Here is a 24,115-nt window from a genome sequence, read left to right on the forward strand (position 1 = left end):
TCGTCTGCTGAGTGAACCTCTGCGGCGTGGGACGCGACTTGGCCAGCTCCTGTTAACGTTGAACCGGCACCTTCCTCTTTGGCTGCCCCTGGTATGTGGGAATGAACTGGCGGGGTATCGGCCCCTTGATGCGGCCGCCTTGCTGTGTTTGTTCCCACGCGTGGGCAAGCACGCCGACCGACCTCGATAGACAGAAGAGCCCCCGCGCCAATGGCGCTGGAAAACCAAGCTCAGCGTAGATCACCGCGGTGGCCCCATCGATGTTCATGGGGATTGGCTTGCCTTTGCTCGCGCTCAGCGTTGCTTCAACGGCTCGCCCGATGCGCGCAAACCTGCCGCTCACCTCACCCTTCTTGGCTGCTTCATCGACGAGCTCCAGCAAAGGAGCACTTCTAGGGTCTACAGGGTGAAAGCGATGCCCAAAACCCGAGATGACCTTGCCATGGACTTCCACAAACGCCCGAAGCCCCGCCGCAACTGCGTCGTCCTCGGTTGCGCCCGCGTCCATCCGCGCAGCGATGTCTTCATAAAGCTCCACGGCTTGTTCGCCCGCGCCCCCGTGAACATCGCCCAGGACATTGACTGCCGAGGCCATGGCGCTGTTGAGGCCAACGCCACACGTAGCGGCCATGCGTGCAATGGCAATGCTCGGAGCTTGCGGACCATGGTCGACCGCGGACATCAGAGCGGACTCCAGCAGTTCGCCCTGGACGCGGGTGGGAAGTTCACCACGCGTCATCAGCCAGATCATCTGCGCCAGGCTGACTCGCTCGCGAATCAAGTCTTCGATGGGGTACCCGCGGTAGCGGATGACGCCAGGCGACATGTCGATGATGCTTGTGCGCCACCAGTCCTCGGTGGCCTTGCGTGCATCGGGTGTCGTGTCCGTCATACTGCCTTCTCCTCTTTCAGTGCCTCAATTTCCAGAGGCGAATAGCCCAGTTCCGCCAGAATTTCATCAGAGTGCTGCCCCAGCGTGGGTGGCGCTGAGTCGACCCGAGGTGCTTGGCCATTCACCTTGAAGCCTGTGCGTACCAGGCGAATGTCGCGACCGACACCGGGCACATTGTCAAAGCGACCCACCATGCCGCGTTCAGCCACCTGGGGGTGTTCAAGGGCCTGGGGAACCGAGTAGACAGGGCCTGCAGGCACGCCAGCCTGATTGAAAAGTGTCCACCACTCGTCCGTCGACTTCATGGCCATGGCTTCCTCTAAAGCTGCCTTGAGTTCGAACCGGTGCTGCAGGCGAGCCTGTCGTTCGCTGAAGCGCGCGTCGGTGATGAGTTCGGGGCGTCCCACGACCTGGCACACGGCCTCGAACTGCTCTTGCTTGTTGGCGGCGATGTTCAGAAGTCCGTCACCGGTACGGAAAGTTCCGGACGGGCTGGCGGTCACGTTCTCGTTGCCCATGGGCTTGGGCTCGCGACCTGCAATCAGGTGGTTCGAGACCGCCCATCCCATGGTCGCCATGACGGCTTCGAGCATCGAGACATCGATGAAGGTTCCGCCGCTGCGCTCCCGGTCCGCCAAGGCTGCCGCGACCGCGAATGCCGCGGTGATGCCCCCAATCGTGTCGGCGACCGGATAGCCGACGCGGTAAGGCGCGTTCTCTGGCGCACCGGTGATGCTCATGACGCCTGACATGCCCTGGATGATTTGGTCGTACGCCGGCAGGTCGCGAAGCGGCCCATCCTGGCCAAATCCCGAGATGGCGCAGTAGATGAGCTTGGGGTTCTCCTTCAGGAGTTCGTCGTAGCCAAGTCCCAGGCGCTGCATGACGCCGGGGCGGAAGTTCTCTACCACGACGTCGGCCGTGCGCACCAGTTTCCTGAATACGTCTTTTCCGGTCGGGTGCTTGAAGTCGATGGTGATGGAGCGCTTGCCCGGGTTCTGCGCCAGAAACGAGACGCCCATGTAGCGCTTGTTCAGCTCGGGGTCGGCGCCGAGCTGGCGCGCCAGGTCGCCGCCGTTGCGGGTCTCCACCTTGATGACGTCGGCGCCCATGTGGGCCAGCTGGTGGCAGGCGAAGGGCCCTGCCAGCACGTTGGTGAGGTCAAGGACGCGGACGCCGCGAAGCGCATTGGACATGACGCTCTCCTCAGTCGGCCTTGATGCCGGCCTGCTGGATGACGGCGCTCCAGCGCTGGATCTCGCTGTTGACCAGTTGCGTTGCCTGGGCGGGTGTATTCGCCACCACCGTCAGGCCCATCTCGGCAATCTTCTTTTTGGCCTCCGGTTGGGCAAGGGATGCGTTGAACTCCTTGTTCAGCCTGTCCACGACGACTTGCGGTGTGCCGGCCGGGGCGCCGATGCCAATCCAGTAGTCCATGTCCATCCTGGGAATGCCTGCTTCCTTGGCGGACGGCACGTCGGGCAGCATGGCGTTGCGCTCTGCCCCGGTCACCATGAGGGCGCGGAGCTTGCCGCTCTTGATGTGCGGAAGCGCGGTGGGTACGGAGGTGATGAGGGCCTGAACCTGGTTGCCCATGAGGTCGGTCAGGACGGCGCCGGCGCCTTTGTAGGGGACGTGCACGATGTCGACACCCGTGGTGCTTTTGAAAAGTTCGCCCGCCAGATGCGTGTTGGTGCCGTTGCCGCCAGAGCCATAGTTCAGCTTGCCCGGCTGTGCCTTGGCCAGGGCGATGAACTCCTGCACTGTCTTCGCAGGCACGGCCGGATTGATGACCAGAACATGCGGGACCTTGACCGCCGTTGCGACCTGTGTGAAGGCTTTCTTGGGGTCGAATGGAAGTGTCGTAATCAGGCCAGCGGCGATGGTGTAGGAGAGCTCGACGGTGAGCAAGGTATTGCCGTCGGGGGCAGACCGGGCGGCTGCACCCCAGCCGACGACGCCGCCGCCACCGGTGCGGTTGTCGACAATCATCGGTGCGCCGACGCCGGGTGCGGCGAACTGCGCGATGACACGCGTCACCAAGTCGGCGCTGCCGCCAGGCGCATAGGGAACAATGATGGTGACGGGCTTCTGAGCGAACGCGCCAGCACTGAAGAGGGATGCGGCGCTTGCAAGGACGATGGCTCGGCGCAAGGTGTTGAATGGCATGAAAGTCTCCGGAAGTTGTTGAGAGAGGGGCACTCAATCGAGCTTCGCGCCCGATTCACGGACAGCGGTGCCCCAGCGCGTCTGTTCGCTCTTCATGAAGGCGCCGAGCTCCGCCGGCGAGCCACCGCGTGCAACGCTGCCTTCGTCGCGCAGGCGGGCCATGATCTCTGGCCGCTTCAGGGCCGCGTTCACGGCCTCATTCACCTTGGTGATGGCTTCAGGCGGCGTGCCGGCCGGAGCAACGAGCGCCTTCCAGTCCTCCACGACGAAACCCTGGTAGCCGGACTCGGCGACGGTGGGAACATCGGGAAGCACTTCAATCCGCTTGAGCGAAGTGACGGCGACGGCGCGCAATTTGCCAGCCTTGACCATGGAGACGATGCTGGGCGGGGTGGCGAAGTAGATGTCCGTTTGACCGCCCAACAGGTCGGTGGTGGCGGGGCCGGCGCCCTTGTACGGGACGTGCATGACCTTGATGCCCGCACGGCGGGCGAACATTTCGCCGCCCACATGGCCCACGGTGCCGGTGCCGGCGGAAGCCATCGTCAGCTGCCTGCTCTGGCCCTGTGTTTTCAGGTCTTCCAGGTTCTTGATGGGAGAGTCTGCTCGGACGACCAAGACAAGTGGCTGCGAGGCCAGGAGCACGACCGGCGCAAAGTCCTTCGAAGCATCGAAAGGCATCTTTGTGTACAGCGTTGGATTGATGGCCAGGTTGGCGGTCTGCCCCGTTCCGACGGTGTAGCCGTCCTTCTTGCTTTTTGCGACGGCGTCCATGCCGATGTTCCCACCCGCGCCCGGCTTGTTGTCGACGATGAAGTTCCACTTGCTGTCCTTCAATGTCACCTCGTTGGCCACCAGGCGCGTGAGCACATCGGTGCCACCGGCTGGCGGGAACGGTACGACAAGCTTGATGGGCTGGTTGGGGTAGGCGCTTTGCGCAGCGGTTGCAACGCTGCAGACGACAAGAGCGACAGATAGGGCCACGCGGGCGGTGGCGAACTTGGAAATGTTCAAGGAAGTCTCCTGACGAACTGGGGGCAGGCGGGGTGGCTTAGGACTGGGCGAGGCGATAGACCCGAGTCGCCGTCCCTTGGAAAAGTGCTGCGCGTTCGTGGGCAGTGGCGCGGGAAGTCAGTCGCTTGAAGGCGTTCCAGCACGTGACGTAGCTGTACGAACCCTTGTCGACCGGGAAATTGCTTTCGAACATGCAGCGCTCTGCCCCGAAGGCCTCGATGCACGGCTCCATCCACGGCTTCCACGCCTCGGCCAACTGCTCAGAACTCGGAGGAAGCTCGCCCTTCTCAAAGTCGAATCCGTTGATGCGCATCCCCAGTCCACCCAGCTTCACGTAGACGTTGGGTAACTGGGCGAGCTGCCGCATGGAATGCAGCCAGGTCTCGAAGACTGGCTGGCGACGTGATTCGTAGGCACCGACTCGGACGATGCCGCCGCAGTGATTGATGACGACGGGGGTGTCCGGCGCCGACTTGGCCAATTCGAAGAGTTCTGGCAACTGATGGAAGAACAGCCATGCGTCGTAGGAGAGCTGTAGCGAAGCCAACTGGGCAACCCCGCGGCCGTAGGCCTTGTCCAGAAGAAGGCCGCGAGGGACTGCGGACAGGGGATTGACCAGCGACGAATCCGCGTCCCAAGTCGTGAGGTGCCTCACGCCCTTGAAGCGACCCGCGCCGGCTTGCACGTGCGCCTCCAGCACTTCCCGTACTTCCGCGCCCAGCCGGAGGTCGGCGTGGCCCACGATGCCCTTGGCGATTTGCGGGATGCCCTCGGCCTGTTTCTGTGCCATGGCATTGACACACTCTGTTTCTCCAACGGGCTTGAGCGCCGAAGGCCCCTCCTGCCTGTACCGCGTTAGCGCCTGCATGTAGATGGACGCGACCACGTTGTGGCCGGAGCGTGCATCGGCCAGGTACTCGCCATCGAGGTAGGTCCAACCCGGCCGGTCGTAGAAATGGTGGTGCGCGTCGACGATGGGCAACTCAGGCTCCAGGACGGCCTCCTGGCGCATCGCGAGCCAGTCGTCACGAACGGGCAGATAGTTGCTGGTGGACATGCTTGCGTCTCTGGAGTGTGTGTTGATGTTCTATTGGATGGAACAAAGAACTGTTGGATGGAACTATACGAACAAAAAATGACCTTTTGAATGCGGGTTAACCCTTCTTTTGGACATGTGTCGGTGCGTCCGCGGCGGCGTGTCACACTTCGACTTGGCTGCCTGAAGACAGCGCGCCATTTCGTCCGTCCTATGCCTCCATGACTGAATCGACTACCGCTCCACCGCCCGCCAACACCGCCGAATCAAGTGGCATTGCTGTCCTGGATAAAGCGTTTTCTCTGCTCGCCGCTTTTGGACCCGACGAGGGCCGGCTCACGTTGACCGAGCTGTCGAGGAGGACCGGGCTTTACAAAAGCACTGTGCTGCGTCTACTCGGTGCCTTGGAGCACGGCGGCTTCATTCGCAAACTGCCGGACGGCCAATACTCCATTGGCCCGCAGCCACTGCGGCTCGCTTCGATTTACCAACGCTCTTTCCAGGTGGGGCATGTCATTGAGCCCTTGCTCAAGCAGTTGAGCGCGGCCACTGGCGAGACGGCTTCCTTCTACGTAAGGCAAGACGACAAGCGCATTGCGCTGTTTCGCGCCGAGCCGGCAAGGTCGGTTCGTGCGTCCGTGCAGATCGGGCAGGAATACGCCGTTGCCCAAGGTGCATCGGGCAAGGTCCTGCTCGCGTTCTCCGCATCGCCACCTCGGGGCTACGAGGAGATTCGCGAGCAGTTGTGGGCCGTTTCGTACGGCGAGCGCGACCCCGAAACTGCTTCTGCTGCGGCACCAGTCTTTGGGGTCAACGGTGAGTTGCAAGGCGCGCTGACGGTGTCCGGCCCACGAGCGCGACTGGAACCGTCGGACGCAATGCTGGCCGCCTGCCGCCAGGTCCTTGAAACCGCGCGTGATGCCACATCCGCGTTGGGCGGCGGCACTGTGCGCTATCAACAAGGGTTGGAGCAACTGACGATGGCGCGATTGAAGGACCGCGTCGCCTAGAAAAGTCCTGGGGCAACACGAGTGACCAGGCAGCGACCCAGCCGAATCGCTGGTGACGCCTGCGTGTATGGTGTGCCGCAGGACATAGGAGGCGTCTCGCATGAAGCAACCACGTGCGGCTTCGATTGGATTCGGAACGTCCGCTTCACCAAAGCAGTGAACGCTTGCCATGGATGGCCGATTCAACCGGTCATTCCACCCGAGGTGCCGCCGGTCCGCGTCACCCACCGGACACGCGATAACCCGATGCGGCTCCCATAATTTCCCGCATGACGACCTCCCTGCGCTCCACCCTCGATTTCCTGCTCTACGACTGGCTCCAGGCCGAGTCGCTCAACACGTGCGAGCGCTTTGCCGACCATTCGCGCGAAACGTTTGATGCCGTGCTCGACACCTGCGAGCGCATCGCGCGCGAGAAGTACGCACCATTCAACCGCACGGTGGACATGCAGGAGCCGCATTTCGACGGCGAGCGCGTCACGCTGCCGCAGGCCACCAAGGATGCCTACGACGCCTATGCCGCCTCGGGCATGCTCAGCGCGGCGCAGGATTACGACATTGGCGGCATGCAGTTGCCCTACACGGTGGATGCGGCGGCCAATGCCTTCTTTGCCGTGGCCTCGATCAGCATCAGCTCCAGTCTGCTGAGCGTGGGCAATGCCAACCTGCTCATGGTGCACGGTACGCCGCTGCAGAAGCAGGTGTTTGCGCTCAATGAATTCTCGGGGCGCTTCTCGGGCACCATGTGCCTGAGCGAGCCGCAGGCGGGCTCATCCTTGAGCGATGTGGCTACACGTGCTGTGCCGGACGGTGAGGGCTTCGAGGCCGACCCGCTCGGCGCACGCTACCGCCTCACGGGCCACAAGATGTGGATCTCGTCGGGCGAGCATGAACTGTCGGAGAACATCGTCCACCTCGTGCTGGCCAAGATTCCGGGGCCCGATGGCAAGCTGGTGCCGGGCACGCGCGGCATTTCGCTGTTCATCGTGCCCAAGAAGCTGGTCGATACCGCAGGCCAGCTGACCGGCGTGCGCAACGACGTGGCGCTGGCGGGCCTGAACCACAAGCTGGGCTGGCGCGGCACCACCAACACGCTGCTCAACTTTGGCGAAGGCAAGTACCCGGTGCAGGGCAGGGCGGGAGCGGTGGGCTACCTTGTGGGCCAGCCTGGAAAGGGCCTGGCGTGCATGTTCCACATGATGAACGAGGCGCGCATTGGCATCGGCATGGCCGCCACCATGCTGGGCCTGGCGGGCTACTACGCCAGCCTGGACTACGCCAAGAGCCGCCCGCAGGGCCGTCTGATGGGTGCCAGCGGCAAGGACGCCGCCCAGCCCCAGGTACGCATCATCGAGCATGCCGACGTCAAGCGCATGCTGCTGGCGCAAAAGAGCTATGGCGAGGGCGCGCTGGCGCTCAACCTGTTCTGCGCCCGCCTGGTGGACGAGCAGCACACCGGCGCTGCCGAGGCCGCCGACGAGGCGCGCCTGCTGCTGGAAGTGCTCACCCCCATCGCCAAGAGCTGGCCCAGCGAGTTCTGCCTGGAGGCCAACTCGCTGGCCATCCAGATCCACGGCGGCTACGGCTACACGCGCGACTTCCCGGTGGAGCAGTACTGGCGCGACAACCGCCTGAACATGATCCACGAGGGCACGCACGGCATCCAGGCCGCCGACCTGCTGGGCCGCAAGGTGCTGATGGAAAACGGCCGGGGCCTGCAGGTGCTGGCCGCGCGCATGCAGGCCACCATGGCGCAGGCCGTCGCCGTGCCCGCACTGGCGCCTTATGCGGCGCAGCTGGGTGATGCCCTGCAGCAGGTGGCGGCTGCCACGCAGGCCGCCTGGGCCACCGGCAACCCGGCGGAGGCCCTGGCCAACGCCGTGCCCTACATGCAGGCCTTTGGCCATACGGTGCTGGCCTGGACCTGGCTGGATGTGGCAATGGCCACGCTGCGTGCGGATGCTGCGCTTTCAGTAGCTTCTAGCGCAGGGAGAATGGGCGCTGCACGCTATTTCTACCATTACGAACTGCCGAAGATTGGTGCCTGGCTCAATGTGGTGAACCGCCGCGATGCCACCTGCGCCGCGCTCAGCGAAGAAGCGTTTTAGGGCAACGCTCACACCGCGGCCCTGCGCGTACCGCGCGCCGGGGTGCAAGCCGATAGCAGCCAACCCATGCCCACGGCCAGCAGCACCGACGTGATTTCGGCCGTGCGGGTGGGCAAGTAGCGCTGCGTCCATTCGCAAGCCAAAGCGAGCACTGCCGTGCAGAGGGTCATGCCTGTCAGCAAGGCCCCGTTGCGCACCGTGCTCCAGAGCATGGCGCCAAAGCACAGGCATTCCAACGCGCGCGCCGTGATGGCAGATTGCACCCAGGTCGAGAGCGACGATGCAAAAGGCATCCAGGCCATGTCGTCCGGTGGCGTGCGCCACGCCCAAGGCCAGAGGGCGTCGAGCAGATAGGTGGCCAGGGATGCCCATGCCGCTGCGGCCCAGCGCCTCCCGGGCGCCCAGGTGTCTATCCAGCGCCACAGCAACCAGCCGCCCCCGATGCCCAGCACCACGGCCAGGCCGGGTGACTGGCCCACGACCACGAACTTGCCGGTCAGTAGCGCCATCGCCGCCGCCAGGGCCGATGCCCGCGCGCGGTGCGCCAGGTGGGCGCTGCGGGCCAGGTGTGCCACGGCCGACAAGCCCATCACCGCCATGCCCACATGCAACAGCATGCGCCGTGGCTGCCACATGTCCTGCTGCCACAGGGACTTGATGTTATGCGCCACCGACGAGACATCCAGTGTGGGAATCAGCGGATACAGCTCGGCCACCCACCACAGGGCGATCAGCACCAGCGTGTACCGGTCTGCATCGGCCCAGCCCTGGTGCCGGCGCAACAAGTGCCCCACGCGCCATCGCGCGGCAAACCCGGCGACCCAGCCCAGCGTGTAGCCCGCCATGTTGAAGATCACATCTGACAGGGCCGGGGTGCGAGGCAGGTATTTCTGCAGCCATTGCAGCACGCTTGCCAGCACCAGCGCCACCACCCACCAGGTGGCAAAAATGAACAACCTGCGCGGGCGGCCCTGCGCGGCCCAACCCAGCAGCGCACCCAGCGGCAGAAACAAGACGATGTTCTCGACCAGATCCACCAGGCCGACGCGGCCACGCCAGATAAAGGCCTGCGGGCTGGAGAGGTTCCATTGGAAGGGGTACAGCGAGCCATACACGACAAGCAATACCACCAGGCCCACGGCAACCGCAAGGCTGCGCGGGTGGTCATCGACAGAGTTCATGGGCGCCTCGGGTCACTGAATCCGACCCACACCATACAACACCGTGTGGTTGGCTGTAACGCAGGTTTTGCCGGGTTTTTGGGCTTCGCAATGAAGGGCTTCAGGCGCTTTGCGGTAGCGCCCTGCACGCTATTTTTGCCCTGATGAATGGCCCGGCAACGCATGGCGCGCCGGGCGGCCCATTCAACCGGTCAGCCTTGCCTGTGGCGACGAATCGAGGCGAGCCCCGCCAGTGCTGCACCTCGCAGGGCCCGCGAGCCTGGCACCGGCACATGGTTGGGCTCGGTGGGGTGGTTGCCAATCGCCCAGGCGACAGATTCTGTTGCCTTGCCCACGCACAATGCAGCGCTGTGCATTGCCGGACCGCTTGCTGGCAGAGACCCCTTTCAAAACAGGAGACAAGACATGACCCGCACCATCCAACAATTGTTTGACCTTACCGGCAAGACGGCCCTTGTCACCGGGGGGTCGCGCGGGCTGGGCCTGCAGCTGGCGCACGCGCTGGGGGAAGCCGGTGCCCGGATCATGCTGAGTTCGCGCAAGGCGTCGGACCTGGAAGAGGCCACGGCTGAACTGCAGGCCGCCGGCATCGATGCGCGCTGGATCGCCGCAGACTGCGCGCAAGAGGCCGACATCCGCCGCCTGGCCGACGAAACCCTGCAGCGCATGGGCGATGTGGACATCCTGGTCAACAATGCCGGCGCTGCCTGGGGTGCGCCCGCCGAAGACCACCCGGTCGATGCCTGGGACAAGGTGATGAACCTCAACGTGCGCGGCTACTTCATCCTGAGCCAGCACATTGCCAAGCACAACATGATTGCGCGGCGCAGCGGCAGCATCATCAACGTGGCATCCATCGCGGGCCTGGGTGGCAACCCGAGCGGCATGAACACCATTGCCTACAACACGTCCAAGGGCGCGGTCATCAATTTCACGCGGGCGCTGGCCGCCGAATGGGGCAAGTACAACATCCGCGTCAACGCCATCTGCCCGGGGTTTTTCCCCAGCCGGATGACGGTGGGCACCCTGAAGGCCATGGGCGAAGAGGCGCTGGCTGCCCATGCACCGCTGGGCCGCCTGGGGGACGACGAAGACCTCAAGGGCCTGTGCGCCCTGTATGCCTCGGACGCGGGCAAGCACATCACCGGCCAGTGGCTGGCGGTGGATGGCGGGGTGAGCGTGGTCACCGGTGGCTGAGCCTGCGGGCGCTGCCTTTTCGAGGGTGGCGTGTTCGGTGCAGACGGCCTTGCTGGCTGGACCGGTGCCGTGCTGCGGTGGACGGCCCCAGGGGCCATGTGCCCATGCTGGCCGCCCATGTTGCCGCTGCGGCACAAGGGCTATTCTTTGTGTCTTTTCTTAAACCCTGGAGTTGCCTGTGTTGAATTTTGGTGCCGATATCCCCTTTGTCAGCCATCTCGGTTTCAGACTGCACCGCATGGCGGGGGGCGAATCCGAGTTGCATTACGAAGCGCTCTCCGAGCACCTGAACTCATTTGGCGTGACCCACGGCGGCGCGACGATGGCCTTGCTGGATGTGGCCCTGGCCACGGCGGCGCGCAGTGATACGCCCGACTTTGGCGTGGTCACCATCGAGATGAAGACCAGCTTCATGCAACCCGCGCGTGGGCCGCTGGTGGCCAAGGGGCGGCTGATCCACCGTACCGCCAGCATCGCTTTTGTCGAAGGCACGGTGTTCGACGCCGAAGGCCGTGTCTGCAGCCAGGCCACGGGCACGTTCAAGTATGTGCGGCGCCAGTCCGCCCAAGCCGATGGGCAGCGGGTGATTTCGACGGATTGATGGGGGCTCCGGCCGCTGGATGCCCCGAACTATTTTTGAATCAAATCGGGCTATTGCGCACATTTTATAAACGCAATTAGCTATTAAAACAGTAGCAATAAGGAGCCATTCATGCCACGCAATCAACAAATCGTGCTCGACAACCGCCCCCAGGGCGAGGCCGTGGCCAGCAATTTCAAGCTGGTGGCCACTGACACCCCCGCGCTCCAAGACGGCGAAGTGCTGGTGCGCCACCATTACCTGAGCCTTGATCCCTACATGCGTGGCCGCATGAACGACAGCAAGAGCTACGCGGCCTCGCAGCCGCTGGGCGAGGTGATGATCGGCGGCACCGTGGGCGAAGTGGCCGAGAGCCAAAACCCCAGGTTCGCCGTGGGTGACAAGGTGGTGGGCATGGGCGGCTGGCAGGAATACAGCGTGGTCGATGGCAATGCCGTGGGCGCGCTGCGCAAGGTGGATACCGCCCATGTGCCGCTGTCGCACTACCTGGGCGCCGTGGGCATGCCGGGCGTGACGGCCTGGTATGGCCTGGTGAAGATCATCGAGCCCAAGGCGGGCGCCACCGTGGTGGTGAGCGCCGCCACGGGTGCCGTGGGCAGCGCCTTTGCCGCGCTGGCCAAGGCGCGCGGCTGCCGCGCCGTGGGCATTGCGGGCGGCGCCGAGAAGTGCCGTTATGCGGTGGAAGAGCTGGGCTTTGACGTGTGCATTGACTACAAGGTGCACAGCGACGTGAAGGCCATGTCCAAGGCCCTCAAGGATGCCTGCCCGAACGGCATCGACGGCTACTTTGAAAACGTGGGTGGATGGATCATGGACGCCGTGATGCTGCGCATGAACGCCTTCAGTCGCATCGCCCTGTGCGGCATGATCGCCGGTTACGACGGCCAGCCCTTGCCCATGGCCAACCCCGCGCTCATGCTGATCAACCGCATGAAGGTCGAAGGCTTCATCGTGAGCGAGCACATGGAGGTGTGGCCCGAGGCACTGCAAGAGCTGGGCACCCTGGTGGGCACCGGAAAGCTGCGCCCGCGCGAGACCATTGCGCAAGGCATTGCGGCGGCACCCGAGGCTTTTCTGGGCCTGCTCAAGGGCAGGAACTTCGGCAAGCAGCTCGTCAAGCTGGTCTGAACATGGCTGCCTTGCCGCCCGTGCTGCGCTGGACCTGGGCCCGCTTCGACGACCTGGGCGTGCATGCCCTGCATGATGCGCTGGCCCTGCGCTGCAAGGTGTTCATCCTGGAGCAGGGGCCCTACCAGGACCCGGACAGTGCGGACAAGCAATCCTGGCACCTGCTGGGGTATGACGATGCCGGGGCCTTGCAGGCCTGCCTGCGCGTGGTGGACCCGGGCGTGAACTACCCCGAGCCCTCCATCGGGCGCGTGGTCACGGCCCGCGCGGCGCGTGGCGGCGGCATGGGGCGCGCGCTCATGGTGCAGGGGCTGGACCGCTGCCGACAGGTCTGGCCGGGCAGGGCGGTGCGCATCAGCGCGCAGGCGCATCTGCAGCGTTTTTATGGCAGCCTGGGGTTTGTGGCGGTGTCTGACGTTTACCTCGAAGATGGCATTCCCCACATCGAGATGCTGTGGAGCCCGCCCTGAGCAGTGCCGGCGCTGATGCCTGCACGGCCATCTGTTTCAATGCTTGCGCTGGAGATTGCCCATGACCGCCCTGATCCTGCACCACTACCCCTCATCGCCTTTCTCGGAAAAGATCCGGCTGGTGCTGGGCTTCAAGCAGTTGCCCTGGAAGTCGGTGATCATTCCCAGCATCGCGCCCAAGCCCGATGTGATGGCCCTCACGGGCGGCTACCGCAAGACGCCGTTTCTGCAGATCGGCGCCGACATCTACTGCGACTCGGCGCTGATCTGCGAGGTGCTCGAACATGAGCACCCCGAGCCGGTGCTGTTTCCACCCCATCTCAAGGGCGTGGCGCGCGTGTTTGCACAGTGGGCCGACAGCACCCTGTTCCAGAGCGCCATGGCCTACAACCTGCAACCGCGCGGTGCCCAGGCGCTTTTTGCCCATGTGGCACCCCAGGCGGCCCAGGCCTTTGGCGAAGACCGCCGCCAGATGAGCGCCGGCATGCTGCGTCTGCGCCCGCAGGACGCCACGGCGGCCTACCGCTCGTATCTGCGGCGCCTGGCGCACATGGTAGAAGAACATGATTTCACCTTTGGCGCCGAGCCCTGCGTGGCCGACTTTGCCGCTTACCACCCGCTGTGGTTCACGCGCCAGTGCGTGCCGGTGATGGCCGACATCTTCCAGGCCACGCCCGCCGTGCTGGAGTGGATGGACCGGGTGGCGGCCCTGGGACACGGCCGCATGGAGAAATTCAGCGCCGCCGACGCCATCACGGTGGCAGCCGGTGCCGAACCCTTGCCGGTGGTGAACGACGTCTTTCAGGACGAGCACGGCATTGCGCTGGGGGACGAGGTCACGGTGGCGGCCGAGAGCTTTGGCACCGAGCCCACCGCCGGCACCCTCATCGCCGCCACACGAACGCGCTACAGCCTGCGCCGCACCGATCCGCGTGCCGGCACGGTGCATGTGCACTTTCCCCGCATCGGCTATGTGTTGAGGGCATCCCCCTGAGCGGCTGCCCCGCTTCCCCCTTCTCTCGGCTTCGCCGGGGAGGGGGACGACGCCTTCGCAGCGGGGCGGCCCTTGCTCGGCGTCCCGCGCGACGGGCAGCGCCTGGGTCCACGGCCTCGCACCATTCCTCAACAGAAATTCTTCAGGAGACACGCAACATGATCGACAACTTTGCTGGCAAGACCGCCGTCCTCACCGGCGCAGGCTCGGGCTTTGGCCTGGAATGCGCGCGCATTGGCGCCCGCCTGGGCATGAACCTGGTGCTGGTGGATGTGCAGCAGGACGCACTCGATGCCGCTGCTGCCGAGATGCAGGCGGCAGGCGCCCAGGTGCTGGCCCGCAAGGTGGATGTTTCGAGCACCCCCCAGATGGAGCAGTTGGCTGTGGATGTGGCGCAGCGCTTTGGCGCACCGCACCTCGTGTTCAACAACGCCGGCGTGGGTGCGGGCGGCCTGGTGTGGGAAAACTCGGTGAAAGACTGGGAATGGGTGCTGGGCGTGAACCTCATGGGCGTGGTGCACGGCGTGCGCCTGTTCACGCCCATGATGCTGGAGGCGGCCAGGAAGGACCCGCAGTGGCGCGGCCACATTGTCAATACCGCCAGCATGGCGGGCCTGCTGGCGCCGCCCAACATGGGCATCTACAACGTGAGCAAGCACGCCGTGGTCAGCCTGTCGGAAACGCTGTACCAGGATCTTTCACTGGTGACGGACCAGGTGGGCGCCAGCGTGTTGTGCCCGTATTTCGTGGCCACGGGCATCAACGAAAGCCAGCGCAACCGCCCCGATGGGCTGGCGGGTGACCAGCCCACCCAGAGCCAGCTTATCGGCCAGGCCATGATCAACAAGGCCGTCAGCGCCGGCAAGGTGACGGCCGCCGAAGTGGCACAGAAGGTGTTTGATGCCGTGGCGGCCAACCAGTTCTATATCTACAGCCATCCCAAGGCGATAGGCGCAGTGCAGACCCGCATGGAAGACATACTGCAGGCCCGCAACCCCACCGATCCCTTTGCCGACAAGCCCGCGCTGGGAGCGCAGCTGCGCGCAGCATTGCGCGCCGACTGAGCCTGCGAGCCCTCCGTGGCGCCAAGCAGTGGCGTCTGAACCGATGAATCCAGCCAACCAAGCCAACCAGGCCAACCAGGCCGACAACGGGCCAACCGACGGCCTGCCCCTGCCAGCGCGCAACCGCGCCATGCTGGTCATCATTCTGGGTATTGCGATGGCAGTGCTCGATGGCAGCGTCGTCAACCTGGCCCTGCCGGGCATTGCGCGCGAGCTCAATGCCAGCGCGGCCCACGCGATCTGGGTGGTCAATGCCTACCAGATCGCCACGCTCGTCATGCTGCTGCCACTGGCATCGCTGGGCGAGCGACTGGGGTATCGGCGCGTGTACCTCGTCGGCATGGCGCTGTTTGCGCTGTCGTCGGTAGGAGCCATGCTGGCCGATTCGCTGGCCACGCTGATTGTGGCCCGGGCTGTGCAGGGGCTGGGTGCGGCCGGCATCATGAGCGTGAATGCCGCCCTGGTGCGGCTGACCTATCCGCGCGCGCAACTGGGGCGCGGCCTGGCGATCAATTCCATGGTGGTGGCGCTGGCCTCGGTGGCTGGCCCCTCGGTGGCTGCGGGCATCCTGTCAGTGGCGCCGTGGCCCTGGCTGTTTGCGCTCAACCTGCCCCTGGGGGCCTTGACGCTGTGGCTGGGATGGCGGGCGCTGCCCTTCAATCCACCCAGCGCGGTGGTGCAACCCCGCCCTGCGGCCCTGGATGTCGTGCTCAACGTGCTGATGTTCACGCTGATCTTCGTGGGGGGCGAGCGGCTGGGCGCTGCCCACGGCGCGGGGCGGGCCGGCGCCTCGTCCGAGGCCTGGGGCTTGCTGGCTGCCGGTGTGGTGGTGGGCTGGGTGTACCTGCGCCGCCAGTGGCGCCTGGCTGCACCCCTGTTTCCGGTGGATCTGCTGCGCATTCCGGTGTTTGCGTTGTCCATGGGGTCGTCGGTGGGCGCGTTTTGTGCGCAGACCCTGGCCTATCTGGTGCTGCCCTTCTTGCTGCTGGAGGGCTTGGGCCGCACTCCCTTGCAGGCGGGGTTGCTGATCACCGCCTGGCCCGTGGCCATCGTGGTGACAGCGCCGATCGCGGGGCGCCTGATCGGCCGCTACGCGGATGGCCTGCTGGGGGCCATCGGCATGGGGGTGTTCGCCTGCGGCCTGCTTTTGCTGGCGGCCTTGCCGGCCGTCCCGTCTGCCTTCGACATGGTCTGGCGCATGGCACTGTGCGGCGCGGGTTTTGCGCTGTTCCAGTCGCCCAACAACCACACCATCGTCACCTCGGCCCCGCTGCACCGCAGTGGCGCGGCCAGCGGCATGCTGGGCACGGCCCGGTTGACGGGGCAGACCATGGGGGCGGTTCTGCTGGCCACTATCTTTACCTTGTGGCCGTCGCACGATGGCACAGGCGAATGGGTGGCCTTGCTGCTTGCCGCGGCCTTTGCGGTGGTGGCGGGTGTGTGCAGTTCGCTGCGTCTGCGCGCCACGCATTGAAGAAAGAACGCCGGATGGGAGGCGTGGATAACGCATTTGCGCCGGACTGGCCTGCTGCCTGCGGCAGACGCCACGGGCACCAGCCTTCCCTCGCAAACACTGGGGGCAGACGAGGCGCAACGCATAACGCCTCTGTGACAGCAGGGCTGCGATTACATGCGATCCAGGTAGTTCTTGTTTGTAACTTATGCAACGTATGTAAATTGATATTTTTGGGTGTAGATGTTTGCTGGTGTTTCTTTTAGTGTCGGCATCTGGACGTCGCGCGTGGCAGTGAATGCCCCGTGCAGGGGCTTTCGCACCCGTTTGGAGGTTGTATGACCATCGTTTCCACCGAGCACCGCATGGCCGGGCTTTCCTCCGGGTCGCACGACAGTGGCGCCGGTGAGGGGCCCTTGGTCGGACATGGCAGCCTGGCGTCCGTATGGCCTGATTTCCTGGTGGGGCAGACAGATCACCCGGTGCGGGTATTGCTGGTGGATGACGATGCGCATATCCGCCTGGTGATTGCACAAGAGCTCATGGCGGACCCCCGCACCCTGGTGGTGGCGCAGGCGTCCAGCCTGCGCGAGGGGCGCAAGGCCATCAAGCAGCACGAGTTCGATGTGCTGCTGGTGGATTTGCACCTGGGTGACGGCGAGGGCTTCGAGCTGCTGGATTACCTCAAGACCGTGCGCCCCTCGGCCGAGGCGGTGGTGATCTCCGTCATGGAGAACGAAGACGAAGTGCTGCGCGCCTTCGAGCTGGGTGCCACCGGGTACCTCGGCAAGAACTCGTGGTTTGGCAACTATGCGCAGGCAGTGCTGCAGGTGGTCAATGGCGGTGCGTCCATCACGCCCACCCTGGCGCGCCGCCTGCTGCAGCGGTTTGACAAGACCCATGCCGATCCGCCCAAGCGCCAGGAGCCCGCCGAAGCCGAGCTCTTGTCCGACCGCGAGAAGGATGTCCTGCGCATGGTGGCCGGCGGTTACACCACCGCAGAAATTGCCACCAACCTGCGCATCAGCACCATGACGGTGAACACGCACATTCGTAACATCTACCGCAAGTTGCAGGTGCGTACCCGCGCCCAGGCTGTGCGGTTTGCGTCGCTGCGGGGGCTGTTCTAGGCGCCGCGGTTGCCGCGAATGTGCCGACATGTTTCGTACCAGCCCGCCCCGTTTTGCCCTGGCCTGCCTGGCACTCTGGCTGGTGCAATGGATCTTGGGTCTTCTGCTGGTGGGGCATTTCTGGGCCTTGAGCTCCCCCGCCGTGCAGTGGCTTGTGGCCGTCCAGCTCATTGGCCAGACTCTGCTGGGGCTGCTCATCCTGGTCCAGCTTCCGCGCGCCCTGCAGTGGCGGCCACGGCGCAATCCCCGCCCCAGTGCCGAAGTGCAGGCCGAGCGCCAGCGCATCGCCCGGGAGCTGCATGACAACGTTGGCTCGCAACTGGTCAACACCATGGGGCTGCTGGACCCCCAAGTGCCAGCCCATTCGCAGGCGCTGCGGGCGCTGGAGCAGTGTCTGCTGGACCTGCGCCTGGTGGTGGATTCGATGGACAGCGGTGCCGACATGCTCGCCGATCGCCTGGCGCGCCTGCGCCACCGCATGCAGCCGGTGCTGGACCGGCGTGGCATCCGCATGGCGTGGCAGGTCCAGGCCGCAGATGGCATTGCAACGCCCTGCGGTGCGCGCGCCCAGCACCTGGTCTCCATCGCGCAGGAAGCCTTGAGCAACGTGCTGCAGCACGCGCAGGCCACGCAGGTGGCGGTGCGACTGCACTATGTCGGGGAACCGGGCGCATGGTGCCTGGAGGTCTGCGACAACGGGCGGGGCCTGCCCGAGGCATCCACGGCTTCTGGCACCTGGCCGCCGGGCTTTGGCCTGGAGGGCATGCGCCGCCGGGCGGTGCAGATGGGCGGGGCTCTGGAACTGGTCCGGCCCGAGGAGGGCGGCACCTGCATTCGCGTGGTGCTGCCAATCGATGGTGCGCCCCAGCCGCTGCGCCAGGGGGCGCACGGCGCATAGCTCGGCTCGGATAGCGGTGGCGTGGCCTGCTGGGCGCCCCCGGGTGCTGTCAAGCCTGGTGTGATTCACCCTGAAAAATGCCGCAAGCGCTTTTCTGGAGATATCTTGCAGCTATCAAAAGAGGAGCTATTGCGCGCGAGACGCCCGGCTCCGCTGGCGCGGCCAGGTTCGTCGCATGTGGCACACTCGCCCGCTTTTCCCGTTGATGTGTCCGCAGAATAGAACGCCATGCAAAAGATCGTCCGGCAGATTGCCGAAGAAATCCGGATCACCGAGCAACAGGTCAAGGCCGCTGTGGAGCTGCTCGATGGCGGGGCCACGGTGCCCTTCATCGCGCGCTACCGCAAGGAAGTGACCAACGGGCTCGACGATATTCAGCTGCGTGAGCTGGAAGCGCGCCTGTCCTACCTGCGCGAACTGGAAGACCGCCGTGCCGCCGTGCTCAAGAGCATCGACGAGCAGGGCAAGCTGACCGACGCGCTGCGTGCTTCCATAGCCGCCGCGCCGACCAAGCAGGAGCTGGAAGACATCTACCTGCCCTTCAAGCAAAAGCGCCGCACCAAGGGCCAGATTGCGCGCGAGTTCGGCATCGAGCCGCTGGCCGACAAGCTGTTTGCCGACCCCATGCTCGACCCCGCGAGGGAAGCCGCGGCATTTACCAGGCCGCCCGAAGTGTTGGACGATGGCAAGCCGGGTGCCGATTTCTCTACTGTGCCCGCCGTGCTCGACGGTGTGCGCGACATTCTGAGCGAGCGCTGGGCCGAGGACGCCGTGCTGGTGCAATCCCTGCGCGAATGGCTGTGGGCCGAGGGCCTGCTGCGCAGCAAAAAGGTCGAAGGCAAGAACGCGAACGACCCCGAGGTCTCCAAGTTCCGCGATTACTTCGACTACGACGAGCCCATCGGCCGCGTGCCCTCGCACCGTGCGCTGGCCGTGTTCCGCGGCCGGGGCCTAGAAATCCTCGAAGCCAAGCTGGTCTTGCCGGTGGAGCCAGAACCCGGCAAGCCCAGCATCGCCGAAGGCAAGATCGCCCTGCACCTGGGCTGGAGCCATGCAGGCCGCCCCGCCGACGACCTGTTGCGCAAATGCGTGGCCTGGACCTGGCGCGTGAAGCTGAGCCTCTCCACCGAGCGCGACCTGTTCGCCCGCCTGCGCGACGATGCCGAGAAGGTCGCCATCAAGGTGTTTGCCGACAACCTGCGCGACCTGCTGCTGGCGGCACCTGCCGGCCCGCGCGTGGTGATGGGGCTGGACCCCGGCATTCGCACCGGCGTGAAGGTGGCCGTGGTGGACGCCACCGGCAAGCTCGTGGAAACCGCCACCGTGTACCCGCACGAGCCGCGCCGCGACTGGGATGGCGCGCTGCACACGCTGGCCAGGCTGTGTGAGAAGCATGGCGTGAACCTGATCGCGATTGGCAACGGCACGGCCAGCCGCGAGACCGACAAGCTGGCGGCCGAGCTCATCAAATTGATGTCAAAAGTGCCTGTAGCGCAGACGGATCAAGCGCGAGCAGCTATCGAGAAGGTGGTTGTGAGCGAGGCCGGTGCCTCGGTGTACAGCGCCAGCGAATACGCCTCGCAAGAGATGCCTGACGTGGACGTGAGCCTGCGCGGCGCTGCTTCCATTGCGCGCCGCCTGCAGGACCCGTTGGCAGAACTCGTGAAGATCGACCCCAAGAGCATCGGCGTGGGCCAGTACCAGCATGACGTGAACCAGAGCGAGCTGGCGCGCACCCTGGGTACGGTGGTGGAAGACTGTGTGAACTCCGTGGGTGTGGACCTGAACACGGCCAGCGTGCCGCTGCTCTCCCGCGTGTCGGGCCTGTCGGGCAGCGTCGCCAAGGCCGTGGTGCGCTGGCGCGAGGCCAATGGTGCGTTCAGGAGCCGCAAGCAGCTGATGGACGTGGCGGGGCTGGGTGCCAAGACCTTCGAGCAGAGCGCGGGCTTCCTGCGCATCCGTGGCGGTGACAACCCGCTGGACATGACCGGCGTGCACCCCGAGACTTATCCCGTGGTCGAGCAGATCATGGAAAAGACGGGCAAACCCGTGGCCGAGCTCATGGGCCGTGCCGACATGCTCAAGACCCTGAAGCCCGAGCTGTTTGCCAACGACAAGTTCGGCGTGATCACTGTCAAGGACATCCTGGCCGAGCTGGAAAAACCCGGCCGCGACCCGCGCCCGGACTTCAAGGTGGCGCGCTTCAACGATGGTGTGGAAGATATCAAGGACCTCAGGGAAGGCATGATCCTGGAGGGCACCGTGAGCAACGTGGCCCAGTTTGGTGCCTTCATCGACCTCGGGGTGCACCAGGACGGCCTGGTGCATGTGAGCCAGCTGGCGCACAAGTTCGTCAACGACGCCCGCGAGGTGGTCAAGACCGGCGACATCGTCAAGGTCAAGGTCATGGAAGTGGACGTGGAACGCAAACGCATCGGCCTGTCGATGAAGCTGGGCGATGCGCCACCGCGTCCGTCTGGCGACCGGGGCGCACCACGCGATAACCGCTTTGAAGGGGCAGGGCGCGGCTACCAGCAGCCACAGGCCCAGCGCCGTGCGCCCGAACCGGCACAGCAGTCCGCCATGGCCTCGGCCTTCGCCAAGTTGCAGTCCAAAAATCGGTAACAACCGGGTACATAATCGCCAGCATCTCAACCGGAGGCGCTGTACCCCATGGAGCTGAACGCACTGCTGGCACACCCTGTGGCTCTGCCCAGTCTTCCGCGCGCCGTGGCGCTGCTGATGACCGAACTGGGCCATGAGGAGCCCAGCCTGCGTCGGGCCAACCAGCTCATTGGCACCGATCCGGCACTGGCCGCGCGGCTGCTGGAGGTGGCCAATGCGCCGGCGTTCCAGATGCAGCGCCAGATTGTCGGCATCCCCGAGGCGCTGGCGCTGCTGGGCGTGGCGCAGTTGCGGACCTTGGTCTCTTCCGCGCCGCTGGGCACCACTTCGCGTTCGGTGCCGGGCATCAACATGCAGCAGTTCTGGCGCTACAGCCTCAATACGGCCAAGCTGGCCCGTTCCCTGGCGGGCATCGGCCACCACAACCAGATTGCCGCCTACACCGCAGGTTTGCTGCATGCGCTGGGCGAGCTGCTGATGCACCTGGCCGCCCCGGACATCCTCTTGCCGATCAACGCGCTGATGTCGCCGTTCGATATGCGGCGGGCCAAGATCGAGCAGCGCGTTCTTGGCTACTGCTATGGCAGCGTGAGCGCCGGGCTGGCGCAGCGCTGGCAGTTTCCTGAAGTGGTGGTGGACGCCCTGCAGCACCAGAGCGCTCCGCTCGATAACAACGCCTACGAGCCGCTGGCGGGGGTGATCCACCTGGCATCGTGGCGCGCCCGTGCTCGCGAGGCCGACATGGGCGAAAAGGAAATGGCGGTGTCCTTCCCGGGCGAGGTGGGGTTGATGCTGGGCTATGACATCGACATGGTGCTCCAGCAAGACCCGATCGACTGGACCGTACGGCCCGAGGCCTCCGACTACATGGTCTGATACGGTCTTGCATTCAAGCGGATAACTAGGCGGGAAGCCGCAGACAGTGCTCTAGCACGGCAAGGCGAACCAACGAAGTTATACGTTTGAAGGCAAAACCGTATGAGGCCGGCGGGGCTGCCGTGGCCCGATGTGCGCGGCGTATTGCTTTTGGCGTGCGCTGCCGGTTCCCTGCCCAGGCTCAGAGCGACTGCGCCAGTATGTCCCGGTATTCCTCGGGCGTGGCGATGCGCGGATTGGTCTTGTGGCAATGGTCGGCCATCGCGCCTTGGATGATGTCGTCGAACATGCCTTCGGTCACGCCCATGGCCGCCAGGCCGGTCGGCAGGCCCAGGCGGGCGTTCATGTCCCGGATGGCTTCGGGGATGTCGCCCGCTGCGGCCAGACCCATGGCATGGGCCATGCGCTCCAGGCGCTTGTCTTTTTGCACCGACTCCGCCTGCGCGTTGAAGCGCACCACGGCGGGCAGAAACATGGCGTTGAGCGTACCGTGGTGCAGGCGCGGGTTCACGCCGCCCAGGCTGTGGCTGAGCGAGTGCACGGCGCCCAGCCCCTTCTGAAACGCCATGGCGCCTTGCATGCTGGCGCTCATCATGTGCAGGCGCGCGTCGCGGTCGCTGCCGTTTTTGGTGGCCTGCTCGATGTGGGCCCAGCCACGCGTGAGGCCGTCGAGCGCGATGCCGTCGGCCGGGGGATTGAACGCGGCGGACATGAAGGTCTCCATGCAGTGCGCAATCGCATCCATGCCGGTGGCGGCCGTGAGCATGGGGGGCAGGCCCAGCGTGAGTTCGGGGTCGCAGATGGCGGCCTTGGGCACCAGGTTCCACGAGTGAAAGCCCAGCTTGCGGTGGTCGTCCACGATGATGATGGCGCCGCGTGCCACCTCGCTGCCGGTTCCGCTGGTGGTCGGCACGGCGATCAGGGGCGCTGCACGGTCGGTGATGCGGGGCGAACCGCCCTCGATGGTGGCGTAGTGGGTGAGCGGCCCCTCGTGCGTGGCGGCAATCGCAATGCCCTTGGCGCAGTCGATGGCCGAGCCACCACCCACGGCGATCAGGCCGTCGCAGCCCTGGGCCTTGTACATCTGCACGGCGGCACGCACGGCGGCTTCGGTGGGGTTCGACGGCGTCTGGTCGAACACCGCCACGGTCATGCCGGGCAGGGCGTCCAGCGCCTTTTGCAGCACGCCCGCGGCCTTCACGCCGGGGTCGGTCACGATCAGGGGGCGCGTGATGCCCACGCGCTCGCATTCCTGCTGGAGGAGTTGGACGGCGCCGAATTCGAACTGGACCTGGGTGACGTAGTAGATGAGAGACATGGCAGTGGGTGGAGTTGCGTTTACGATGCTTGCAAACACTTTACAACCCCGAGACACGCATGACCATGAAGCAAACCCTCACCGCCCTGGCCGGGGTCGTCGCTTGTGCGACAGCCGCGCAGGCACAGTGCCTGACCGACGCCCAGACCGCTGACCTGGTGGCCCACTATGTCGCCAGGACCCCGGCCGCCAACCCTGAAGACCTGTCCGAAGCCGATGGCGCCTGCACGCGCGGCAAGCTCAACCAGCTGCTGGCGCAGCGCCTGGGCAAGGTGATTGGCTACAAGGCGGGGCTGACCAACCCGGCGGTGCAAAAGCGCTTCAACACCGACAAGCCCGTGTGGGGCAAGCTCTACGAAGGCATGGTGCTGCAGAGCGGCGCCACGGTGGATGCGGCGTTTGGTGCCCGTCCGCTGTACGAGGCCGACATGCTGGTGCGCGTGAAGAGCGCCGCCATCAACCAGGCCCGCACGCCCATGGAAGTGCTGGATGCGGTGGACCAGGTCATCCCGTTCATCGAACTGCCCGACCTCATGGTGCAGGCCCCGACCAAGCTCAACGGCGCGGGTGTGAGCGCCATCAACGTGGGTGCGCGCCTGGGCGTGGCTGGTGCGCCGTTGGCCGTGCCCGCCTACCGTGCCGAGCGCTATGCCATGCTCAAGGCGCTGGCCGACATGAACGTGTCGCTGACTGATGGCGCGGGCGCGCGCCTGGGCGGTGGCAAGGGCAGCGACATCCTGGACCATCCCCTCAACGCCGTGGTGTGGCTGGCCGGTGCGCTGGCGCAGGAGGGGCTGGCCATGCAGCCGGGTGACCTGATCAGCCTGGGCTCGTTTTCGCCGCTGCTGCCGCCCAGGGCCGGGTTGTCGGTGACCACCACCTACGGCGGCCTGCCGGGTGCAACGCCTGTGCGGCTGAGCTTCAGGTAAATCCATCCCCTTGTTGATCCGG

Annotated in this window: 21 protein-coding genes; 14 read left to right on the forward strand and 7 right to left on the reverse strand. The window is 65.3% G+C overall.

Features of this window, described 5'->3' with window-relative positions; all coding sequences use genetic code 11:
• Positions 1–52 precede the first annotated feature (52 nt).
• Genes AC1RDS_RS04115 through AC1RDS_RS04135 form a run of 5 tightly spaced genes read right to left on the reverse strand, consistent with a single transcriptional unit; the run spans position 53 to position 5,132 of the window.
• The gene (locus AC1RDS_RS04115; RefSeq protein ID WP_092697898.1) at positions 53–892 is read right to left on the reverse strand and encodes a citryl-CoA lyase; all 840 of its coding nucleotides are present in this window, start codon (positions 890–892) and stop codon (positions 53–55) included.
• Positions 889–2,088 (reverse strand): CaiB/BaiF CoA transferase family protein, encoded by a 1,200-nt coding sequence (locus tag AC1RDS_RS04120; RefSeq protein ID WP_092697897.1) that lies wholly within the window; start codon positions 2,086–2,088, stop codon positions 889–891. The genes AC1RDS_RS04115 and AC1RDS_RS04120 overlap by 4 nt, the downstream gene beginning before the upstream one ends.
• Before the next feature lie 10 nt (positions 2,089–2,098).
• Entirely contained in the window at positions 2,099–3,061 is a 963-nt protein-coding gene (locus tag AC1RDS_RS04125) for a Bug family tripartite tricarboxylate transporter substrate binding protein (protein WP_092697896.1), read from the reverse strand.
• 33 nt (positions 3,062–3,094) lie between these two features.
• The gene (locus AC1RDS_RS04130; RefSeq protein ID WP_208859710.1) at positions 3,095–4,069 is read right to left on the reverse strand and encodes a Bug family tripartite tricarboxylate transporter substrate binding protein; all 975 of its coding nucleotides are present in this window, start codon (positions 4,067–4,069) and stop codon (positions 3,095–3,097) included.
• Positions 4,070–4,112: 43 nt separating this feature from the next.
• Entirely contained in the window at positions 4,113–5,132 is a 1,020-nt protein-coding gene (locus tag AC1RDS_RS04135) for an amidohydrolase family protein (protein ID WP_092697895.1), read from the reverse strand.
• 200 nt (positions 5,133–5,332) lie between these two features.
• Between AC1RDS_RS04135 and AC1RDS_RS04140 the strand changes: the two genes are divergently transcribed.
• Both AC1RDS_RS04140 and AC1RDS_RS04145 read left to right on the forward strand, forming a co-directional pair.
• Entirely contained in the window at positions 5,333–6,121 is a 789-nt protein-coding gene (locus AC1RDS_RS04140; RefSeq protein WP_092697894.1) for an IclR family transcriptional regulator, read from the forward strand.
• A gap of 269 nt (positions 6,122–6,390) precedes the next feature.
• Positions 6,391–8,229, forward strand: a complete 1,839-nt coding sequence (locus AC1RDS_RS04145; protein ID WP_092697893.1) for an acyl-CoA dehydrogenase family protein — start codon at positions 6,391–6,393, stop codon at positions 8,227–8,229.
• Positions 8,230–8,237: 8 nt separating this feature from the next.
• On the opposite strand, the gene AC1RDS_RS04150 is transcribed toward AC1RDS_RS04145, so the two are convergent.
• Entirely contained in the window at positions 8,238–9,410 is a 1,173-nt protein-coding gene (locus AC1RDS_RS04150; RefSeq protein ID WP_348683701.1) for a VanZ family protein, read from the reverse strand.
• 405 nt (positions 9,411–9,815) lie between these two features.
• Here AC1RDS_RS04150 and AC1RDS_RS04155 point away from each other — a divergent pair, with 405 nt between their 5' ends.
• The 11 genes from AC1RDS_RS04155 (at position 9,816) to AC1RDS_RS04205 (ending at position 21,846) form a co-directional block, all read left to right on the forward strand.
• Entirely contained in the window at positions 9,816–10,607 is a 792-nt protein-coding gene (locus tag AC1RDS_RS04155; RefSeq protein ID WP_092697891.1) for an SDR family oxidoreductase, read from the forward strand.
• 178 nt (positions 10,608–10,785) lie between these two features.
• On the forward strand, positions 10,786–11,208 hold the full coding sequence (locus tag AC1RDS_RS04160) for a PaaI family thioesterase (protein ID WP_092697984.1): 423 nt from the start codon (positions 10,786–10,788) through the stop codon (positions 11,206–11,208).
• 111 nt (positions 11,209–11,319) lie between these two features.
• Complete coding sequence (locus AC1RDS_RS04165; RefSeq protein ID WP_287876068.1) at positions 11,320–12,336, forward strand: NADP-dependent oxidoreductase; 1,017 nt, start codon at positions 11,320–11,322, stop codon at positions 12,334–12,336.
• A 2-nt stretch (positions 12,337–12,338) separates the two neighbouring features.
• Positions 12,339–12,806 carry a GNAT family N-acetyltransferase gene (locus AC1RDS_RS04170; protein ID WP_034711725.1) on the forward strand — a complete coding sequence of 156 codons (468 nt, stop codon included), beginning with the start codon at positions 12,339–12,341 and terminating at the stop codon, positions 12,804–12,806.
• A 61-nt stretch (positions 12,807–12,867) separates the two neighbouring features.
• Positions 12,868–13,800 (forward strand): glutathione S-transferase family protein, encoded by a 933-nt coding sequence (locus AC1RDS_RS04175; RefSeq protein WP_092700506.1) that lies wholly within the window; start codon positions 12,868–12,870, stop codon positions 13,798–13,800.
• Positions 13,801–13,958: 158 nt separating this feature from the next.
• Positions 13,959–14,864, forward strand: coding sequence for an SDR family oxidoreductase (locus tag AC1RDS_RS04180; RefSeq protein ID WP_092700509.1), 906 nt, complete (start codon positions 13,959–13,961; stop codon positions 14,862–14,864).
• 43 nt (positions 14,865–14,907) lie between these two features.
• Positions 14,908–16,338, forward strand: a complete 1,431-nt coding sequence (locus tag AC1RDS_RS04185; RefSeq protein ID WP_092700512.1) for an MFS transporter — start codon at positions 14,908–14,910, stop codon at positions 16,336–16,338.
• A gap of 317 nt (positions 16,339–16,655) precedes the next feature.
• Positions 16,656–17,447 carry a LuxR C-terminal-related transcriptional regulator gene (locus AC1RDS_RS04190; protein ID WP_348683705.1) on the forward strand — a complete coding sequence of 264 codons (792 nt, stop codon included), beginning with the start codon at positions 16,656–16,658 and terminating at the stop codon, positions 17,445–17,447.
• Positions 17,448–17,475: 28 nt separating this feature from the next.
• On the forward strand, positions 17,476–18,345 hold the full coding sequence (locus AC1RDS_RS04195; protein ID WP_348683707.1) for a sensor histidine kinase: 870 nt from the start codon (positions 17,476–17,478) through the stop codon (positions 18,343–18,345).
• Positions 18,346–18,573: 228 nt separating this feature from the next.
• A complete protein-coding gene (locus tag AC1RDS_RS04200) occupies positions 18,574–20,970 on the forward strand; it encodes a Tex family protein (RefSeq protein ID WP_348683709.1) in 2,397 nt (798 codons plus the stop codon).
• A 48-nt stretch (positions 20,971–21,018) separates the two neighbouring features.
• Positions 21,019–21,846: an HDOD domain-containing protein gene (locus AC1RDS_RS04205; protein WP_092700520.1), complete on the forward strand. Its 828-nt coding sequence runs from the start codon at positions 21,019–21,021 to the stop codon at positions 21,844–21,846.
• A gap of 181 nt (positions 21,847–22,027) precedes the next feature.
• Here the strand turns inward: AC1RDS_RS04205 and gbd are convergent, their stop codons facing one another.
• Positions 22,028–23,164, reverse strand: coding sequence for a 4-hydroxybutyrate dehydrogenase (gene gbd, locus AC1RDS_RS04210; RefSeq protein WP_092700523.1), 1,137 nt, complete (start codon positions 23,162–23,164; stop codon positions 22,028–22,030).
• A gap of 59 nt (positions 23,165–23,223) precedes the next feature.
• Here gbd and AC1RDS_RS04215 point away from each other — a divergent pair, with 59 nt between their 5' ends.
• On the forward strand, positions 23,224–24,093 hold the full coding sequence (locus AC1RDS_RS04215; protein WP_092700526.1) for a 2-keto-4-pentenoate hydratase: 870 nt from the start codon (positions 23,224–23,226) through the stop codon (positions 24,091–24,093).
• Positions 24,094–24,115: the final 22 nt, after the last annotated feature.

This window comes from Acidovorax sp. GW823-FHT02H02 (assembly GCF_058797075.1).